Here is an 18,331-nt window from a genome sequence, read left to right as displayed (position 1 = left end):
CGTGTTCGCTGAAGACGACGAAGCTCCGGACACCCCGTTCGAGCGGCGGCGAAAGTTCGTGGAGAAGCTCTACTCGCGGGGCCGGGCACTGGACTCACCGAACCGGTACGTGGTCGCGGACGCGCGTAAAGAACTCGCTCGCCTGCGGCGCAGCCTCACCGACGACAGATACGTCATCCACGGCTACGAGCTGCTGCTTCCTTTCGACATCCCCGAACGGCAGGAGAAGCACGCCCTGCTCGTGGCCGGACTGTTCGCGCTGAACCCGCACACGGTGAGCGATCCGAAGGAACGGCGACCGCTGTGCTCAGCGCTGGCGGACGCCGGTTCGCGGGACGCGGCTGAGGCGAGGGTGCGCCAGCTGGTCGCCGCCGCCCAGTCGGGCGGGCTCGGTTACCGGCTGCGCCAGGCCGTCCAGCTCATCGGCGGCGCACGCCCCCGGATCCCCCTCGACTACCACACGCTTCTGAACGACCTCGTCTTTCTGGACGGGGACGAGAGCAGTGCTCGGAAGGTGCGTATCCGCTGGTCACGCGACTTCCAGCACCGAGTACACACCCGTCCGACCCCCGCCAAGGCACCGAAGGCAGCCTCATGATCATCGAACTGCACCTCCTCCAGTCCTTTCCCACCAGCAACCTCAACCGTGACGACCTGGGGCAGCCCAAGTCGGTCACCTTCGGAGGCGTCCTGCGCAGCCGGGTCTCCAGCCAGTGTCTGAAGCGCTCCGCACGCGACCTGTTCCCCGAGGTCGGTCTTGCTACGGGCGACACCGCGGTACGCACCAAGCGGCTGTTGCAGAAAGCCGCCGCGGAGATCGCCGGGGACGCCAGGGAGGTGAGCGAGCAGGACCAGGACGTGGTCCGCGAGGCCCTGCAGCAGATGGGCTTCGGCCTCGACACCAACGATCTCACCCAGTACCTCCTCTTCGTGAGCAGGTCAGCCGTGGACAAGCTGGCGGCCTACTGCACGAAGCACCGCGAGCGCCTGCTGAAGGACGCGGAGAAGCGCAAGGAGAAGGAGAAACAGGAACAGGCCAAGGAGAAGGGCAAGGGCAAGGAGAAGGCCAGCGACAAGAAGAAGCCGACCGGCGAGACCCTGACGATGGCCAGGGAGATCCTGGACGCCCGCAAGTCGGTGGACATCGCCCTCTTCGGGCGCATGATCGCCGACAACAAGGACTTCAACGTCGACGCCGCCTCCCAGGTCGCGCACGCGATCTCCACGCACGCGGTGGGGGTGGAGTACGACTTCTACACCGCGGTCGACGACCTCAAGCCCGACGCCGAGGCGGGCGCGGACATGATCGGCACGGTCGACTTCAACGCCGCCTGCTACTACCGCTACGCCAACCTCGACCTGGACCAGCTGCGCCTGAACCTCTTCGGCAAGGACCCCGAGGCGGACTTCGTCGACGAGGACCTCATGCGGCGGGCCGTCAGCGCCTGGCTCAACGCCTTCATCCGCGCCGTCCCCAGCGGCAAGCAGAACTCCATGGCCGCGCTGACCCTGCCGGACACGCTCATGGTGGTCGTACGCGACAGCGGCACCTGGAACCTCGCCAACTCCTTCCTCTCCCCCGTCTCGGGCACGAGGGTGATGGAGGACTCCACGGCCAGGCTGTGGGAGCACTTCACCCAGTTGCGTGAGTTCTACGGGCGTGACGAGATCAACGCGGTGGCGGTGTCCTCCGTCTCGGGCGGCCTCGACGAACTCAAGGTGCCCGACGACGAGCGGGCGAAGACCCTGGCGGAGCTGACCGGCAAGGTGATGGATGCCGTCCGTGGATAGTGCCGTACTCGCCCTGCGGATCGACGCCCCCATGCAGTCGTGGGGAGTGCGATCGCGCTTCACGTACCGGGACACGTCCCTGGAGCCGACCAAGTCCGGAGTGGTGGGGCTGCTCGGTGCCGCTCTGGGCGTGGAACGCACGGACACCGAGCGGATCGGTGCACTGGCCCAGCTGCGGATGGCCGTCCGGGTCGAGCGCGAGGGGATCCTCGAACGCGACTACCAGGTCACCGGCAACGTGCCCACGACCAAGGGCACCGGCCACCGCAACGTGGTCAGCCACCGCTTCTACCTGGCGGACGCGCTGTTCCTGGTGCTCCTGGAGGGCGACAGGAAAGTCGTGGAGGACCTGCGGGAGGCGGTGCTCCACCCCCGGTGGCCGCTGTTCTTCGGCCGCAAGGCCCACGTCCCCTCAAGCCCGCTGGTCCTGCCCGAGGAGCGGGGCATGGGCACAGGGGTGTTCCACGGCCAGCCGATGGAAGAGGTCATCGAACGGCACCCCTGGCAGGAGGACCGCCCGGAGCTGAGAGCCGGCGCCGAGGACACCCCCTGGCTGCGGACGGTGGTCGAGGTGCCTGCCGGAGAGGACGGTGCCGAAGCCCGCTACGACGTTCCGGTGACCTTCGAGACAGGGCACCGGGAGTTCCGGCAGCGGTACGTGCGTGTGGACCATGTGGAGATTCCCGAGGAGACGAGGACGGGCGGCCGACGTGTACCTGAGTAAGCTCACGCCGAACACCGGCTCGCGCGCCTTCAGGCGTGACTTCGCCGATGTGCACGAGATGCACCGGACCCTGTTGTCCGCTCTGCCGGACGAAGCCGAGGGGACTCCCGCACGGCAGGCGCACGGAGTGCTGTGGCGGATGGACACGACCAGCAGCGGTTGGGTGGTGCTCGTGCAGAGCGGTACCCGGCCGGACTGGAGCCAGCTGCCGCAGGGCTACCTGGCGGAGGAGGCCCAGACACGTTCCATGGACGAGGCGGTGAAGGCCGTCTCCCCCGGACAGGTGCTGGCTTTTCGTCTCACCGCCAACCCCACCCGTATCGTGCGTGATCCACAGGCTCCACGGGACGCGCGTGGCAAACGGGTGCCTCTGCACGACCCGAAGGAGCAGTTGGGGTGGCTGGCGCGCAAGGGCGAACAGCACGGTTTCGTGATCCCGGCCGGAGTCGACGGCGGGATGGCGGTGAGTGCCTCGCCGTGCCCGCCCATGGTCGGGTATAAGGGCAAGGACGACCGTAGGAACAAGATCACCATCTCCGCGGTTCGGTTCGACGGCCAGTTGGTGGTCACCAATGCAGACGCTTTCAGGGAAGCTGTCCGCACCGGCATAGGGCGAGCTAAGGCCTACGGATGCGGGATGGTGAGCCTCGCCTCCCTCACCTCCGGCTGAACTCGGTCAGAAACCGGAGAAGCCTTGCGCACTCCTCCCGGACGTTGAGCGGCTCGCCTCCGCATGCGACGAGCTCAGTGGTTCAGATGCGCGACAGCTAGAGCCATGTTCGGTTTCGAACCCCCTAGCAGGGCTTCCTGCTGTTCGGGAGGCGCACCGGTCGGCGCCTCCCCTACCGGGAACTGACACTGGTGAACGATACATTGCAGGCATGTCCACAACGCTTGTACACGGTGACCTGCCCGTCGAGCTCGCTGAAGCCATCCGACGAGAAGGCAAAGTGGCAGTGGACACCGAGACCAGTGGTTTGGAGTGGGAGTCAGAGACACTCCACTTGTGTCAGTTCTTCACTCGGGCAACTGGCCCGGTCGTGCTGAGTCGACTGTCAGAGCGGCCCGACAAGCTTCTGGGCCTTGACCCTGGATCTTGGACACGCTGAACCCGATAGGTGTCGGGAGGAAGCGAGAATCAGGGCATGGCCCGCAAGACCTACTCCGAGGAGTTCCGCCAGCAAGCGGTCGACCTCTACCTCAACACCCGCCGTCGTCACTCACACTGCGGGAACGTGTCCCCGAACGGCTTCGAGGTCTCCAGAGCGTCTACGCTGGCGATCGCAGCGTAATCAATCACCCCCGTGTCCAACATCCGGGGTTAAGCCCCCTCAGCCCCGCGGAAGAACACGTACCCGCTGGTGAACTCAGCCCGGCCGAAGGACACCGTCTCTGGCCCTGGACCGACGTGATCACCGAAGCCGTGCAACGGCTCGCGACCATGCCGAACCCCGACTGACCAGCAGGTTTCTGTCCCTACGAGCAGCACCACCCCCGACCGGAGCCGTGGAACCCGCCGCGAAAGCCGGGCCGCAGACCTGCCCGTGATCAACCCGGACAACCGAAACGGCCCGCCAGAGAACCCGACGGACTGCCACAAAAGATCGAGGCTAGAGATAGAATGCAACACCGGCACGTCGATGGGGCGTGTGCGGATTTGGCCAGACAGCCCTAGCCGCAGGAGTCGCGCATGGGGAACGATTCGAACTTTGGGAAGCGTGCTGTCGCAGCGATCGGAGTCATAGCCTCGGTATTGGGTATCCTTACCTTCTTCGGGATTTCCAACTGGAACGCGCTCACTTCGAAGCTTTTCGGCTTTGATTTCGCAGCTCAGCCTAGTGGCACCGAACTGTTTCCGGTGTCGTTTACTCATCAGGGTTGGACGTTGACGGCCACTTCCCGACCGGACACTTGGGACGAGTGCGAGGAAGACTGGGGCTGCATCGCAAATATCAAAGCGCAATACACCGCCGAGGATCCTGGATTAATTGTGATGGTGTCAGTCACTGTCTATGCCAATAATGAGGCAGCCACACGACACGTTGACGATCAACGACAATGGAACCAGTCGAATAATGTAGGCGGATACGGCTACTCGGCAGTGAGCGGCAGCTACTCCGTCACTGCGGGCGCATTGGATTTCCAGGCAAACGATCCATACACTGCGAGTTCTACAATAGGCAGCCAAGTCCTCTCTAGGCTCCCGCCGAAGTAGAGCCCGACTGACATTTTCTCATTAGGGTCGGGGTACTGTGTGGCCAGGACGTCGATGCCTTCGTGGAGATAGCGGTAGCCGGTGGCCTGCGATATTCCCCCGTTGCGGGCCAGGCAGTGCACGCACCCAGCTTCGCGGAACCAGCGCAGAACGAACACGGCTTGCCGGAATGAGCCCAGCTTCCGCGAACCACGCGGCATGCCAATGAGGCGGCGGCACGCGGCCCAGAGACGGGCAAGGTATTCCACCATCGGGCGTGGGACATCGAACATGGCAGCATAAGTGACCAAACGGACGACCTTGTGGCGAAGCCGTCCTGCCAGGGACTTCACTCCCTTCCATGGCCAGGGCACCGATGTCCCACTCAGGCGGACACACCCAGATCAACCCACTTCGCGAAGATCATTTCGCTGAAAAAATCTGAGTGAGGGTGAGCCCGTACGACCACCGTGGATCACGAAGACCTGGCGTCGACTTATCACGAGGAGGTTCAGGCGCTCCACCCGCCACAAGGTGACTGAAAGAACGACGGATCTCTACGACATCGCCGATCTCGTAGACGCAGTTCTCGGAGCATCGGAATTGGCCTTGCCCATGGACTGGTCCGAACCGCTCATCCTCGCGGTGGGCTGCCTCAGTGCGCTGGTGATCCTCGCCCGCCTCGTTCTCATCGTGGCAGGGATACTGCGTCACCGTTGGAAGCGGTGACCCAACGGTGAGGGCCTCCCCCAGGCTCTGCCCCTCACTGGAGTGCACAAACTGCCCAGATTATTAGCCGGTCCCGTAGAGGGCGTTCCGGGGCCCGTCTGCGTTACGGGCCGGCCTCACCAACTCCGGCAAGGGTTCGATGTGACCGTACTCGGCCAGCACCCCCGAACACCCCACAAGTGTCGTCACCGTGCGTTCATTGTGCGCGCATGGCCCTTGATCGTCGTCGCGTCCAAACAGCTGTGATCAGCCACTCCGGGAGTGCCGACCCGGCGTACATGCCCCTCGACCCCGACAAAGCCGAAGCATTCCGCGACCGCGCCCGCCAGTACCAGGAGACGTTCTGGTGCGGGCATCTGCTCGGCGGGTGCGGCGGACAGCTGTCGCTGAAAATCATCCATGAACGCGAGACCGTCCCCCACGGTCCATCCCCGCGTGCGCGGGGCTCACGCTTAACGACCTGGGAAAACGCGGGCCGTTATCTCCCCGCAATCTACTCTGAGACATGTCAGCCACCCTTGTGGTCCGCTTGCGTCCATCCTCACACAACACGCGCCAGTAGTCCGACCTCTCAGCTCAGCCGGGGCGAACGGCGGACATGAAGCGAGCCGAGTAGTACGGCCCGTCGACGGGCTCCACGCGGATGGTCGTGCCAGTACGCGGAGCGTTGACCATCTGGCCGTCGCCGACGTACATCGTCACATGCGAGGGCGCGGGCCCGCTCCCGGTGTCGTAGAAGAGCAGGTCCCCTGGTACAAGGGCGTCCAGCGAAACCCGGGCACCGATGTTCACCTGGTCGGTGGTCACCCGCGGGATCGACACCCCGGCCGCCCTCCAGGCCATCATGGTCAGCCCCGAGCAGTCGAAGCCGTCGGGCCCCACACCACCCCACACATACGGCTTGCCGACCTGCCCGAGTGCCCACTCCGCAGCCGCCCTCCCCCGCTCGCTCCCCTCCCCCGGAACCGTGTGCCCGTCAGCGGAGGCGGCGGCTGCCGCGGCGATCTCCTCGTACCCGGCGATGTGCCCCAGAACTCTCTCCACGTAGTCGTCCCAGGCGTTGTAGCGAAACAGGGCCGCGCGGAGCTGCTCCGGGTCGGTGAAGTCGACCGTGTCCTCGGCGTGGCTGGTGCACAGCTCCACGGCGGTGGCCAGAGCGGCGTCGTAGACGTTGTGCGGGTCCGCCCGCCCGTCGTCGTTGCCGTCGACGCCGAACTCCGCCCACCAGGCGGGCAGGAGCTGGGTGACGCCGACGGCCGCGTCGAACGCGGTGTCGCCGTCCCAGCGGCCGCCGTCGGTGTCGGGGTGCGGGGTCCAGTTGTTACCCGCCCCGGTTCCGTCCAGGCGGGGGCCGATGACGGGCGGGTCTGTATCGCCGTTGGCGGCGATGTCGTGCCCGGCCGCGTGGTGGGACTCCTCGTGGCCGATCCCCGCCAGGATCGGCCAGCTCATCCCCGTGCAGCCCGGGTGCAAGTGGGCGAGGCGTTCGGCGGCCCTGCGGTAGGCGTCCAGGAGGACGGCGGAGACCCCCGGCACCCGAAGCGCCCGGGAGGCGGCCTCGCGCTCGCGCTCCTCTCCCCCGATGGCCACGGCCCCGATCAGGGGCACCAACAGGAGCAGGCCGACGGCCGCTCCGAGGGCCGCTTTGAGCATCGCGCCACCGCCGCCGGCTCAGACGGGTTCGGCGAGTGCGACGAGCGGGCGGACCGCGCAGGTCGCGTCGCCCGCTCGGCGCCAGACGGGGCGGGTGGGGCCGAAGCGGTCGAGCTGTTCCAGGGTGGTGACGTGGACCGGCACCTCCTCCCCGCCCGCGCCGAGGGCGCGGCACAGCGAGGTGAGGCGCCGGGACGAGGTGGCCACGAACAGGACCGGGGAGCACAGGCCGGTCTCCTCGGCCAGGTCGCGGTAGCGGCTGACCTTCGCCGCGACGCGGAGAAGCGGCTCGCTGCCGGTGTCGAACTCCACGAAGGCGTCCAGGGTGGTCCCGTCCTGGCGCCAGCGCAGGTAGCCGTCGGGGCGCACGTGGTGTCCCCAGGTCTCGCGGCACCTGGCCTCGGACCACCAGCGCTGGAGGGTCGCCCCCTGGGTGAGGCGCGCGCTGGCCGCGAAGCAGACGTAGGTCTGGGCCAGGCCGGTCACGTGGCCGAGCTGGCGGGAGAGCATGAGGTTGCGGTGGGTCTCGGGCCGGTAGCCGATGTCGTCCACGGTGGTGTTCCAGAGGTCGGCGAGCACGTGGGCGCCCTCCCTGCCGAGGGTCCAGTGGTAGGGGACGCGGGCGTGCGTGTGGGGCGGCAGGAAGCGGTCGGTGAACCCGTCCGCGGCCAGCTTGAGCAGGCGGCGCTGCACGGCGCGGGCGCTGGTGCCGCAGAAGAACAGCGCGCCGACGTGCGGGGTGGTCAAGACGCGGTGGGTGTGCAGGGCCTGGAGGATGTGGACGTCGCGGTCGGTCAGGTCGGTGGTGCCCATCAGCGTGTTTCCCCTCGCTGTCGCGGATCGGTTCCCTCGGTGCGGGTCGGAGTCGGGCTGAAGCGGCGGGCGGCCCGGCGGACCTGGCGGGCGCGGCCCCGGACCGGGTCGGGCAGCGCCAGCGTGCGCATGGTGGCGGCGGGCAGTTCGGCGGCGCCGTGGAGGGTGCGCACCGCGGCCTGGTAGGGGCCCAGGTGGGACAGGTCGTAGGCGTTCAGGTGCGGGAGCGTGTGGCGTTCGAGCTTGGCGGCGTCGTCCGGGGCGGCGTTGAAGAACACCTTCGTGCGGCAGTTCGCCGCCACGGCGGCGCGGGTCTGGACGGGCAGCTGTCCCAGTTCCTGGTGGGCGAGGACCAGCCCGGCGCGGTAGCCGCGGGCCTCGGCGAGCATGTCGGCCAGCGAGCCCGGCAGGCGCAGGAAGTTGGCGGCCTCGTCCAGGTAGACGGTGGTGTCCGGGCGTTCGCGCTCGGGGACGTCGGCTCGGGCGGTGACGGCGTTCCAGGCGGCGGCCAGGGCGATGGTGCCGACGAGGGAGGCGGTGTCCTCACCCAGGCGTCCCTTGGGCAGGCGCATGAGGACCAGGCCGCCGTGGTCGAGCAGGGCGGGCAGGTCCAGGGTGGAGGCGCCCGAGGCCAGGACGGCCGCCGCCCAGGGGCGCAGCAGGATCGTGCGCAGCTTGTTCAGGACCGGGTCGGTGGCGGCGGCGCGCATCTGCGGGCTCTGGCGTTCGTACCAGCGCCAGAAGTCGCCGAGCGCTCCCGTGGCCCTGGCGCAGAGCAGCAGCCGGGCGCGCCAGGGATCGTCTCCCAGCAGGCGCGGGATGTGTCCGAGGGTCAGGCCGGGGTCCTGGGCGCGGGCGAGGGTGAGCGTGCTGGCGCGCAGGATGTCCTCGGTGCGCGGCCCCCAGGAGTCGGCGTAGACCCGGTGGAAGATGCCGGTGACGGTGTCGGCGGCGTGCTCGGGGGTGCCGAGCTGGAGGATGTTGAGCCGGGGCGGCGGCGCGGGGTCGGCCGGGTCGAACACGACCGTGCGTCCGACCGCGCGTTCGGGCAGGCGGTCCAGGACGTCCAGGACCAGGTCGCCGCGCGGTTCGATGACCAGGGCGCTGCGTCCGGCCTCGGCGTCCTGGCAGATCATGCGGGCGAGCAGGGTGGACTTTCCCGATCCGGTCTTGCCCATGACGTGGGTGTGCTGGCGGGCCTCCTCGATCCCGTAGGCGACGGGTCGGCGCGGTCCGGCGTCGGTCTCGCCCAGAACGCGGACGCGGCCCGCGCGGGGCAGGTCGGGGCTGGGCACGACGCGGCGGGCGCTGGCGCGGGTGAGGCCGGGGACGGCGGCGTCGGTGGGCAGGTGGGCGATCGCGGCGAGTTCGTCGGTGGTGAGCAGGTAGCCGCGGGCGAGGTGGCGGCGGCCCGTCCACAGGCCGGGGAAGGGCATCCACCGGCGGCTGAGCGCGTTGAGTCCGGAGGTGTAGGCGGCCAGGGTGGCGGCGATGCCGCGCGTGCGGGCGCGTAGACGCCCGCGGGCCTGCTCTCCGGCGTGCTCGGTGGTGGCCAGGCAGCTGATCTGGCAGGCCAGGCGGGGTGCGGCGGACTTGTTGAGGATGGCGCGGACGTCGTCGGTGACGCCCGGGTAGGCGGGTGTGCGCACGGCCGTCCCGGACAGGGGCGAGGTGTGCGGGCCGCGCAGGCGGGCGGCGGCGGAGCGTGCGCGGGCGGCTCTGGTGGCGGTGGCGGGGCGGGCGCACACGCGCAGGACCGCGTGCTGGCCGGGTGCGAGGTCGGCGAGTTCGCCGAAGAGGCCGCGCAACGGGTCGTCGGCGAACTTGGTGCGCAGCGGGTAGTGGTCGCCGCGCGCCATGGCGATCCAGTGGCCGAAGGCGTGTTCGCCGCGCGGAACGGAGGCGGTGGCGGGCCGCAGGCTGGTGGTGGCGCCGGGCCAGGCGGCGGCCACGGCCCGCTCCAGCGCGCGGGCGTTGACCGTGCCCGGAATCCAGAGCTGGATGCGCACCCCCGCCGCGGAGGCGACGTACTCCCAGGCCAGGTGCGGTGGCAGGAGCCGGTGGGTCCAACGCGGGCGCAGCAGGCCCAGGGCGTGGGCCCAGAACGCGCGGGCGTGGTCGACGGTGGCCTCGGGCGGCGCGTGGACCTCCAGGACCCTCGCGCCGCGCGACAGGTAGGCGGTGCGGGCCAGGCGCCAGGCGAGTACCCAGGCCGCCCACGCGCACAGGGCGGGTACGGCCGTCGCTGCCGCAGCGGCCAGGAACGCGAGGTCGACGGTGATCATCCGCGGCCCTTCCTCTCCATGCGGGCAAGTTCGGCGGGGTCGGTGGTGATCAGCCGGTGTTCCTCGGGTGAGGCCAGGGCGCGGAACACCGCTCGGTGGTGCCCGGAGGTGAGCAGCGCGCTGCCGCGTTCGGCGGTGGCGACGATCTGGCGTTCGCCGTGGGAGAGGTGGAAGGACTCGCACACGGCGTCGAGGTTCTGCGGGGCCTGGCGGAGCAGGATCTGGGTGGCGGCGTTGGCGGCCACCGCGCGTCCGAGGTCGGTGGCGAGCAGGTCGGCCACGTCCTGGGTGACGAGGGTGAGCCCGGCCCAGTGGCGGCGGGCGTTCTTGGCGAGGTTGAACAGGTATCTGGCGCCGACGGGGTCGCGCAGCAGCGACCAGCCCTCGTCGATGGTGATCAGCCGTGGTCGGCGGTGGGCGCTGTCGCGGACCTGGGACCACAGGGCGTCCAGGACCAGCAGGAGCCCGGTGGTGCGGAGCTCGTCGGGCAGGTGACGCAGCGAGACCACCGTGAGGTGGCCGGTGAGCGCGGCGGTGCTGGGGCCGTCGAACAGTCCCCGGTGGGAGCCGTCGGTGAAGGGCGCCAGCTTGTCCGCCAGCAGGTGCGCGGTCCGGGCGTGGTCGGCCCTGTCGTCGCTGCCGTTGTCGGTGCCGTTGTCGGCTCCGCGCAGGACGGCGACGAGGTCGGCCAGGATCGGCGGCGTGCGGTTCCAGGTGGCGGGGTCGCGCGTGATGCCGCGTTCGGCGTAGGTGGCCAGCACCGCCCGGTCCAGGACGGCGCTCTCGGCGGCGTCCAGGGATCCGACCATGACCGAGACCAGGGTGTGCAGGAACAGGACCCTGGTGGTGAAGGCCTGCTCACCGGTCTCGGGCAGGTCGAAGGGGTTGAGGCGCCCGTCCGGCCGCCCCAGCCGCACACGTCGGCCGCCCACCGCATCGGCCATCGCCGCGTACTCGTCGGTGGGGTCGATGACGCTGGCCCGGACCCCCGCGTACAGGGCGCGCAGCAGTTCGAGCTTGGCGAGGTAGGACTTGCCGCTGCCGCTGCGGGCCAGGATGACCGCGTTGCCGTTGTCCAGGTCGCCGTTGAACCGGTCCCAGGCGACCAGCCCGCCGGAGTGGACGTTCTCCCCGTAGACGAGCGCGGTCTCCCCCAGCTCGGCGGCCAGGTCGGGAGAGGAGAGCGGCATGAGCGCGGCGACCGCGTCGGTGTCCATGGTCCGCGCCGCGCCCACCGGGTCGGTGCCCAGGGGCAGGGTGGCGATCCACCCGGCCAGGGGCCGGTAGGTGGCCGGGGCCAGGTCGACCAGGATCGAACCGGCCAGCGCGGACAGGCGCCCCACCTCGGCGTCCAGCTCCTCCGGGGTGGCGGCGTGCACCGTCAGGTACACGGCGAGCCGGAACAGCCGGGCTTCCCCGCCCGCCACGCGTTCGGACAGCAGGGCGGCGTCCTGCGCCGCGGCCGCGCGCTGGGGGTCCTCCAGCCCGCCCCGGGCGGCGTCGGTCCGCCAGGCCGACTCCAGACGGGCGCGACGTCGGCGCAACCGGTGCGCGGCGACCTGTCCGGGGACCGGAACGACGTGGACGGCGATGTCGACGTGTCCGGGGTAGGTGAGCAGCGGGTCGGCCCATCCGGCGTGGACGTCGTGCGGGTAGCCGGTGACGATCATGGTCTGGGTCAGGCGCCCGTCCAGGTCCAGGTGGCGCGGGTACAGGCGGATCGCGGGCCCGCCCGGGGGCCGTCGGCCGTGCGCGGTCATCGCTCCTCCTGCGTGGTGGTCAGCGACCGGGTTCCCGAGCCCGGGTTGAGGGAGGAGCGCAGCACGCGCTCGGCGGCGGGGCCGTCGCACAGGCGGGCGCGCACGCCGAGGGCGGCGAGCTGGGACACGGCGTCTTCCGCCCGCCACAGCAGCGCCTCCCCCACCTCACGGGCGGGGCCGTCAGCGGTCAGGACCAGCAGCACCTGGTGGTGGACGAGCTGGTGGCGGCGTTGGAGGTCGTCGAGGAAGGCCGCGTGTGCCTGGGCCGCGCGCCTGAGCCTGGGATGCGGAAGCGTTCGGGCCCGGTCGCGCGTGCCGCGTATGTGGGCGTCCAGGTCCGTCCGGCGGCGCTGGACGACGAACTGGGCGGGCTCGGTCAAGGAGTCCAGGAAGGCGGCGAAGCTGGCCAGGATCTGGTCCTGCTCCTGCCCGGAGGCCAGGTGGAAGGGCACGGTGGAGCAGGTCAGGACCACCGCGCACCGCTGACCCAGGTCGACGGCGCCCTCACCGCCAACGGCCGAGACCGGAAGGTTCAGTGGTGCCAGGCGCGGTCCCCGGGCGGTCCTGGGCGCCCACCGGGGCAGGCGGACGCGTGGCGTCGCGGGCACACGGTGCTTGGCGTGCAACAGCCAGAGCACGGACAGCGCGGCGAGGCGGTCCAGGCCGATCCCGTCGCGTCGGCCGAGCGCGAGCACCCAGGACAGGGCGAGCACCACCGCGCTGACGGCGACTGAGGCCCACAGCGGCAGGAGACCCGACAGCGGTGAGAACAGCACCCAGGTGGTGAGCACGGCGGGCGTGAGCAGGAGCAGTTGGCGTGCGGTGAGGTTCCACAGGACGGGTTCGGGCCGGTCGATGTCGGCCGGGATGCGGGCGTGCCAGACGGAGTCCTCGTGGTCCACGGTCGGTTTCCCCTTCTGCTGTGGTGATCAGGTGCGCCACGGGTTCCAGCGCCATCGCCAGCGCGGCCCCCTGCGGTGGGCTCCGGCTCCGCGGGGCCGGAGCGGCCACCGCCGGGGTTCGGGGCGTGCGCGTGCGCGCTCGTGCGGGACGCTGCTGCCTGCCTGGTGCGGTGACGGCCGCAGGTGGTGGCGTGGTGTGTCCGCATGCGGCGCGGTCCGCGGCGGGGTGCGGCCGACGGGACGGGTGTGGTCGGTCCACGGCGGGTTCGTCCCGGGAGCGGGCGCGGGTGTGCGGTGCGGGCGGTGTGGTGGATTCGGGCCACGCGGACCGGTCCGTGGTGGCGTGCGGTTGTACGGCTGGTCCTGGTCGGTCCATTCGGTCCACGGAGCCTTCGCTCCCGCTCGCGGTGCTGACCTTCCGTCCGGGCGGTGGCCCGGCGGTCGCGGAGCCGAGGTTCGGGGCCCGGGCCCGGCGGGCGGTGTACGTCCCGACCCGCTCCGCTCCCCCGCGCCCGTAGGCGCGGACAGCGGAGCCACGGAACCGTGTCGGGTAGGCGGCGTCGAGGCGTTCGGAGTGCCGAACCTCCAGGTCCGCACGCGGCGCGGCATCGCGGCGGGCTGGTGGACGGCTCCGGCCTGGCGGACGGTCCTGGCGTTGTGGGCCGTCCGCAGCAGCGAACCCAGGCGCCCCCGTACCGCCCCGCTGGCAGCCGTGCCCGCGGCCGCGGTACCGCCGGTGGCGAACGCCGCGGTGGTGAGAGCGGCTGCCCAGGTCAGGGACTTGGCCACGGACACCACCGGCGACCTGCCCCGCTGCCCCGACAGCACGGCCCGGTAGGTCCAGAACGGGATGCGGATCTGGACGTAGACCAGGACCAGGAGCAGGAACAGGTCGAAGAGGTTGGCGTCCCCGCTCAGGATCTGCACGGCCCCGAACAGCACCTGGGTGTCCCCCTCGAAGAAGACCCGCATCAGCGCGACGAAGGCCAGCGCCTGGGCGATCGGGATCAGACACACGGCCGTCATCGCCCGCCACCACAGTTCGGCGATCCGGTTGGTCTGCGGCAGCGCGTGGAACATCAGCATCAGCGGCGCGCCCACCGTCAGCAGGATCACGATGACGATCCGGGCGATCTCGACCAGGGACCACACCACCAGCAGCACCACGAGCACCAGCAGGAGCAGCACGACGAACGCCGTCGCCTCCAGCAGGAAGGGCCCCATCCGCTCGGTCAGGGCCCGCGCCGCCCTCTCCGCGCTGACCCCGTCGGCGGCGAACGCCCGGGCGAACTCCGACGACCAGTCCGACATCAGCCGCACCACGACCAGCGACAGGTTCGAGGCGACGAACCCCACCACCAGGCGGGGCAGGAGCTCCCGCGCCCCGTACTGGGCCTGGAGGCTGTGGTGGGCCATGATGACCAGTCCCGCCGCCAGGATCAGCAGCGCGTAGACCGTGTTGACCGCCGCCGACACGCCCTCCCACACACCGGTCACCCCGGGCGTGGGTTCGGGGGTGTGGAACGCCTTGGCCGCCATCCACCCGAAGAGCGGGTTGACCACCTCCGAGACCAGGCCGTGGAACCACGAGGTGATGTGGCAGGAGACCTCCAGGACCCCGCAGTCGAAGACCTCGGCGGGGTCCTGCTCGCCCTCCTCCGGTTCGGCCGGGGACATCAGACGCCCTGCTCGTACTTCACGACGTAGTCCAGGGCCAACAGCAGCACCTCGCCCACCAGGGCGACGAGGTAGCCGATGCAGGCCCCGTGGATGCCGCGCTTGGCCTTGTCGATCTCCCCGGGCTCGCCGCCCGCCACCATCCAGCGCACCCCGGAGACCGCGATGAAGAGCGTGGCCAGGGAGACGGCGAGCAGCTGCACCAGCCGGGTGATCCTCCTGACCACCTCCACCGCGTGCACCGCGTACTGGTAGGGGTCCTCGCCCTGGGCGGCGTGCAGCCCGGGGAGAACCAGTTCCGTCGACGAAGTGGACAGCAGGAGCGGCCCCGCCCCGGCCAGCACACACCACGACATGCTCATCCCGCACCTTCCGAGACCGCTCCCCCGCAGCGCGTGCGCGGAGGAGGAAACGAGCGAATGGGACGCGTGGCGGCCCGCCCGTGACGCGGGCGGAGCCGCCGCAACGCTCAGATCACGAGCCAGGCCACGAGTCAGGCCACGAGCAGCAGGTCCGCCCGGTCGGCGAGCTGGCGGGTGCGGATCGCCTCGGCCAGGCGCTCCTCGGCGCGGGCGCGGCGCTTGGCCAGACGCCAGTACGGCACGCCCCTCTCGCGAGCGATCGTGGTCAGGGAGACGCCCTCCAGTCGGGTGCGGCCGATGATCTCGGCCTCGTCCGGGGTGATCACGTCGTGGCGGGCGGCCTGGCAGAGGACCATGTCCGGCGTTCCGGTCGAGGCGATGGCGGTGACGGGCGGCTCGGCCATGAGGAGCGGCTGGCGCAGCGCCGCGGTCCGGGCCCGGAGTCCCGCCCGCTGGGCGCGGCAGCGCAGCGCCCAGTGCAGGCGGTGCCAGGCGGTGTCGGCCTCGTACACGGCGTGGACGAAGCCCGCGAGGAGCTCCTCCTCCACCTCCTCGACGGTGCGCGGGTCCAGGCCCTGGCACAGTCGGCGGGCGCAGGTGCGCAGCGCGGGCATGGCGAAGCCGATCGCGGCGACCATCCACTCCTTGCGGTTCTGGGCGTGCACGACCAGGCTCCGCCAGATGTCGTCACGCGAGCGGCGGTCGGTGGTGCGGTCCAGGAGTGCGGTGCGCAGCTCGACCAGAGTGGTGGGAGGGGTGTCGGTGGCAGGAACGAGCTGCGCCGCGAGGTCGGCGACATCGAGGTCGAGGAGCTGGAACTCCCTCTCGGCGCGGTTGAGCGGTTCGGTCGTCATGGGTCTGTTCCCTTCGCGGGCCGTGTCGGTGATGACGCGGTCCACGAAAGGGAGCCCGGCTGACGAAGGGCGTGCGGAGGGCTCACGGTCGGCGGGCGGAACGCGGGCGCAGCGCTGGCAGGGAGCTGACCCGAGGCGTTCGGGTGCGGGGGCGGGGCGGGCGGGCTCTTCTCGGCGGCTGTGCGCTGACAGCCGCCGAGAATGGGCTCTGAACAGGGATGACAGTGCTGGCAAGAGTGCTGACAGCGGGAGCGCTAGGCGCTGTCAGCATCCGCCTTGGCCGAACCATGACCGAATTTCTGAAGGCAGCGCATGGGTGATGCGCTGACAAGGGCACCTCGTTCTCACCCCCTTCCTTCACGGACATCCTTCCCCTGTTCGGCGAACGCCTTGAAGTCCTGCATGTGTTGCTGCGATTGCTTGTGAAAGGAGCCGGGCGTCAAAAGCCCCACCAGCCGCATCAGCAGGCTGTTGAACCGGTATTCGCTCTCGCTCTCCCAGAGCGTCGTCTCCGGATCGGTTTCGGTCAGCCGATCGCGTACGACGCTCCACATGCCCGCGCCGACGGTCTCGCGGTCGAAGTGAACGACGGCCTCTGTGGGGATCTCGTGCAGGTCTGCCGGTTCCCGGCGTGTGATCGTTTCGGTGCACTCGAACTTCCGCTGCCCCGCCTGCAGCACGACCCGCGACGTGGTTCCGAGCTGCCCGTGTATCCCGTTCACCGGCTCGTGCATCACCACCCCTCGCACCCACTTCGGTATGTGTTCCGGGTCGGCGAGCAGCTGGGCCACCTTCTCCCGGGGCAGGGCGATCTCGATCGAGTTGGTGTACTTCATGGCGCGCATCCCTTCCGGGTGTGGGACCACATGCTGTCGTCCTGCTCGCCGACAGAGAGGTCGCAAACCCGTCTCGCGATTGACGATCCTCGTCGGCGGTGCGCGCGGCGGGACGCCGGTCGACCCACCACAGCGGGGAAGTCAGGTCAGGTCGGGTGCGTAGAACCTGGTGGTGGCATCGACCGCGGCCGCGACGTGCTCCGGTTCGCCACCGGCGGCCAGGTGAGCCTCGCCCCAGGCCGCGGCGCTGCGCCGGACGAACTCGCGCTCTTCGGGCGACTTCTCGACTGCCTCGTGGTCGGCGGACTCGCCACCGGCCAACAGCCGGGCCAGGGCGAGGAGACGCAGATCCCAGCCAACGCCGCCGGCACCGGGGCCGTAGGTCGGGAAGAGGGGTTCCTCGACGACCGCTGCGTGGATGAGTTCGAATTCGGTGTCTCCGTTCGGACCTGGGGCCAGGCGCAGTTGCACCTCGCTCGTGCCGGGCCACGCGTCGGCATCCGGCCCGTAGAGCCAGGACACTTTGAGCAGACGCGGTGGCTCGCACTGGAGAATCTCGCCGTGCTCGCCTCCGTCCAGCTCGAACCTCCCGCCGAGCCGCAGATCCCCGGTGACCGGTTTCAACCAGCGCTGCAGCCGCTCGGGGTTGGTAACGGCATCCCAGACGTCGTCGATCTGCGCTCGGTATCGACGCCGCACCTCAATGGTGTAGGCGTCGCCGGCGGGCAAGCTGCCCTTGCCCATCGCCCGGCGCGCGGCGGCCAGTTCGTCCAATACGTCTTTCATGTCATGTGCCTTTCGTTGAGGGATCGGTCTTGTCCGTATCGGTGCTGGGATCGGTCGGCGGGTTGGGCGCCCCACCGGTCGGGGGTCGAGCTGCACGCCGACCCCGGGCCAGCTCGGTCTCCAGGGCGTCGAGGCGTTGGTCCCACAGTCGGCGGAACCGGTCCAACCAGGCGTCGACCTCGCGCAGCGGCGTGGGGTCGACGGCGTAGAACCGGCGAGCGCCCTCAGCCCGCACCGACGCGATCCCGCTGTCACGCAGCACGCGCAGATGCTGTGAAACACCCGGCTGGGAGAGTCCGAACTCGGCACGGATCACGTCCGTGATCGCGCCAGAGGTCTGCTCACCGTCGGCGAGCAACTCCAGAATGCGTCGGCGCACCGGGTCGCCGAGGATGTCGAACGCGTGCACGAAAAGAATCGTAACAGCCTTTGCTTATATAAGCCAGCACTGGCATCTTGACGCGCGTTCGGCTTGGTGCAGGGTCAGACAAGGTGAGCCAGAAAGGGGACACGGGGTTTTCCAATGAAGCCCGGGGTTGCCTCTGACCGCGCCAGGAAGATTCCCACAGCGACCCCGAGGGTCGCCGTCTCGCCACCCGAGCGTTGTCACAGCCGGTAACCCCAGCGCGTAGCCGGTGGAGGGCGCCATGGGGCGGGCCGACCCCGAGAAGCGTCGTGCGGCGACCGAGCGACTGCACCAGCTCGCCGACACCGGGCACCTCACGTCCCGGCATATGCGCCTGGCCGCCACCGGTTGCGGGGGCAGCGAGCGCACCCGGTGGCGGTGGATCGACTCCCAGACCCCAGATGGCGATCAGCGGTCCCGCGCCGGCTACCGAATCAGTGACGCCGACTGTGAGGGAGTGCCAGTCCACCTCCGCGTGCGCGGAGCTCGGGCAAACGACCTGTAGAAACGCAGACCGTTATCTCGCCGCAATCTACATTGAAGGCGCGCTAATCACTCG

The 18,331-nt window shown here is 70.0% G+C and carries 18 protein-coding genes; 6 read left to right on the top strand and 12 right to left on the bottom strand.

Features of this window, described 5'->3' with window-relative positions; genetic code table 11:
• Position 1: 1 nt before the first annotated feature.
• The 6 genes from casB (at position 2) to FYW99_RS31830 (ending at position 4,730) form a co-directional block, all read left to right on the top strand.
• On the top strand, positions 2–598 hold the full coding sequence (gene casB, locus FYW99_RS19040) for a type I-E CRISPR-associated protein Cse2/CasB (RefSeq protein WP_150253378.1): 597 nt from the start codon (positions 2–4) through the stop codon (positions 596–598).
• Positions 595–1,791: a type I-E CRISPR-associated protein Cas7/Cse4/CasC gene (gene cas7e / locus FYW99_RS19035; protein ID WP_150253377.1), complete on the top strand. Its 1,197-nt coding sequence runs from the start codon at positions 595–597 to the stop codon at positions 1,789–1,791. The genes casB and cas7e overlap by 4 nt, the downstream gene beginning before the upstream one ends.
• Complete coding sequence (gene cas5e, locus FYW99_RS19030) at positions 1,784–2,515, top strand: type I-E CRISPR-associated protein Cas5/CasD (RefSeq protein WP_150253564.1); 732 nt, start codon at positions 1,784–1,786, stop codon at positions 2,513–2,515. Before cas7e ends, cas5e begins: the two co-directional genes overlap by 8 nt.
• Positions 2,502–3,185, top strand: a complete 684-nt coding sequence (gene cas6e, locus FYW99_RS19025) for a type I-E CRISPR-associated protein Cas6/Cse3/CasE (protein WP_150253376.1) — start codon at positions 2,502–2,504, stop codon at positions 3,183–3,185. Before cas5e ends, cas6e begins: the two co-directional genes overlap by 14 nt.
• A 475-nt stretch (positions 3,186–3,660) precedes the next feature.
• Positions 3,661–3,807, top strand: a complete 147-nt coding sequence (locus FYW99_RS31835) for a hypothetical protein (protein WP_190394722.1) — start codon at positions 3,661–3,663, stop codon at positions 3,805–3,807.
• A 398-nt stretch (positions 3,808–4,205) separates the two neighbouring features.
• Positions 4,206–4,730: a hypothetical protein gene (locus tag FYW99_RS31830; RefSeq protein ID WP_190394721.1), complete on the top strand. Its 525-nt coding sequence runs from the start codon at positions 4,206–4,208 to the stop codon at positions 4,728–4,730.
• Positions 4,731–5,623: 893 nt separating this feature from the next.
• On the opposite strand, the gene FYW99_RS19015 is transcribed toward FYW99_RS31830, so the two are convergent.
• The 12 genes from FYW99_RS19015 to FYW99_RS18960 form a co-directional block, all read right to left on the bottom strand.
• Positions 5,624–5,860 (bottom strand): hypothetical protein, encoded by a 237-nt coding sequence (locus tag FYW99_RS19015; RefSeq protein ID WP_150253375.1) that lies wholly within the window; start codon positions 5,858–5,860, stop codon positions 5,624–5,626.
• Positions 5,861–6,014: 154 nt separating this feature from the next.
• Positions 6,015–7,091, bottom strand: a complete 1,077-nt coding sequence (locus FYW99_RS19010; protein WP_150253374.1) for a C40 family peptidase — start codon at positions 7,089–7,091, stop codon at positions 6,015–6,017.
• A gap of 18 nt (positions 7,092–7,109) precedes the next feature.
• Entirely contained in the window at positions 7,110–7,904 is a 795-nt protein-coding gene (locus tag FYW99_RS19005; RefSeq protein ID WP_150253373.1) for a replication-relaxation family protein, read from the bottom strand.
• Positions 7,904–10,189 (bottom strand): type IV secretory system conjugative DNA transfer family protein, encoded by a 2,286-nt coding sequence (locus FYW99_RS19000; RefSeq protein WP_150253372.1) that lies wholly within the window; start codon positions 10,187–10,189, stop codon positions 7,904–7,906. The genes FYW99_RS19005 and FYW99_RS19000 overlap by 1 nt, the downstream gene beginning before the upstream one ends.
• Entirely contained in the window at positions 10,186–11,949 is a 1,764-nt protein-coding gene (locus FYW99_RS18995; RefSeq protein WP_150253371.1) for a VirB4 family type IV secretion system protein, read from the bottom strand. Before FYW99_RS18995 ends, FYW99_RS19000 begins: the two co-directional genes overlap by 4 nt.
• Complete coding sequence (locus FYW99_RS18990) at positions 11,946–12,851, bottom strand: PrgI family protein (protein WP_150253370.1); 906 nt, start codon at positions 12,849–12,851, stop codon at positions 11,946–11,948. Before FYW99_RS18990 ends, FYW99_RS18995 begins: the two co-directional genes overlap by 4 nt.
• Before the next feature lie 27 nt (positions 12,852–12,878).
• Complete coding sequence (locus FYW99_RS18985; protein ID WP_150253369.1) at positions 12,879–14,528, bottom strand: hypothetical protein; 1,650 nt, start codon at positions 14,526–14,528, stop codon at positions 12,879–12,881.
• Positions 14,528–14,890 (bottom strand): pilin, encoded by a 363-nt coding sequence (locus FYW99_RS18980; protein ID WP_150253368.1) that lies wholly within the window; start codon positions 14,888–14,890, stop codon positions 14,528–14,530. Before FYW99_RS18980 ends, FYW99_RS18985 begins: the two co-directional genes overlap by 1 nt.
• 131 nt (positions 14,891–15,021) lie before the next feature.
• A complete protein-coding gene (locus FYW99_RS18975) occupies positions 15,022–15,744 on the bottom strand; it encodes a hypothetical protein (RefSeq protein ID WP_150253367.1) in 723 nt (240 codons plus the stop codon).
• Between the two features lie 344 nt (positions 15,745–16,088).
• Positions 16,089–16,580: an SRPBCC family protein gene (locus FYW99_RS18970; protein WP_150253366.1), complete on the bottom strand. Its 492-nt coding sequence runs from the start codon at positions 16,578–16,580 to the stop codon at positions 16,089–16,091.
• 141 nt (positions 16,581–16,721) lie between these two features.
• The gene (locus FYW99_RS18965; RefSeq protein ID WP_223839220.1) at positions 16,722–17,366 is read right to left on the bottom strand and encodes an SRPBCC domain-containing protein; all 645 of its coding nucleotides are present in this window, start codon (positions 17,364–17,366) and stop codon (positions 16,722–16,724) included.
• A 1-nt stretch (position 17,367) separates the two neighbouring features.
• Positions 17,368–17,775, bottom strand: coding sequence for an ArsR/SmtB family transcription factor (locus FYW99_RS18960; protein WP_150253365.1), 408 nt, complete (start codon positions 17,773–17,775; stop codon positions 17,368–17,370).
• Positions 17,776–18,331: the final 556 nt, after the last annotated feature.

The sequence above is a fragment of the Nocardiopsis deserti genome, from assembly GCF_008638355.1.
In the GTDB taxonomy this organism is placed as follows: domain Bacteria; phylum Actinomycetota; class Actinomycetes; order Streptosporangiales; family Streptosporangiaceae; genus Nocardiopsis; species Nocardiopsis alborubida.
This window is presented reverse-complemented; position numbering and strand designations above follow the sequence as displayed.

Excerpts from the sequence above, each read along its gene's own strand:
- cas7e (WP_150253377.1), top strand. The coding sequence starts at position 595 with ATGATCATCGAACTGCACCTCCTCCAGTCCTTTCCCACCAGCAACCTC.
- FYW99_RS31835 (WP_190394722.1), top strand. The coding sequence starts at position 3,661 with ATGGCCCGCAAGACCTACTCCGAGGAGTTCCGCCAGCAAGCGGTCGAC.
- FYW99_RS31830 (WP_190394721.1), top strand. The coding sequence starts at position 4,206 with ATGGGGAACGATTCGAACTTTGGGAAGCGTGCTGTCGCAGCGATCGGA.
- FYW99_RS19010 (WP_150253374.1), bottom strand. The coding sequence starts at position 7,091 with ATGCTCAAAGCGGCCCTCGGAGCGGCCGTCGGCCTGCTCCTGTTGGTG.
- FYW99_RS19005 (WP_150253373.1), bottom strand. The coding sequence starts at position 7,904 with ATGGGCACCACCGACCTGACCGACCGCGACGTCCACATCCTCCAGGCC.
- FYW99_RS19000 (WP_150253372.1), bottom strand. The coding sequence starts at position 10,189 with ATGATCACCGTCGACCTCGCGTTCCTGGCCGCTGCGGCAGCGACGGCC.
- FYW99_RS18995 (WP_150253371.1), bottom strand. The coding sequence starts at position 11,949 with ATGACCGCGCACGGCCGACGGCCCCCGGGCGGGCCCGCGATCCGCCTG.
- FYW99_RS18985 (WP_150253369.1), bottom strand. The coding sequence starts at position 14,528 with ATGTCCCCGGCCGAACCGGAGGAGGGCGAGCAGGACCCCGCCGAGGTC.
- FYW99_RS18980 (WP_150253368.1), bottom strand. The coding sequence starts at position 14,890 with ATGAGCATGTCGTGGTGTGTGCTGGCCGGGGCGGGGCCGCTCCTGCTG.
- FYW99_RS18975 (WP_150253367.1), bottom strand. The coding sequence starts at position 15,744 with ATGACGACCGAACCGCTCAACCGCGCCGAGAGGGAGTTCCAGCTCCTC.
- FYW99_RS18970 (WP_150253366.1), bottom strand. The coding sequence starts at position 16,580 with ATGAAGTACACCAACTCGATCGAGATCGCCCTGCCCCGGGAGAAGGTG.
- FYW99_RS18965 (WP_223839220.1), bottom strand. The coding sequence starts at position 17,366 with ATGAAAGACGTATTGGACGAACTGGCCGCCGCGCGCCGGGCGATGGGC.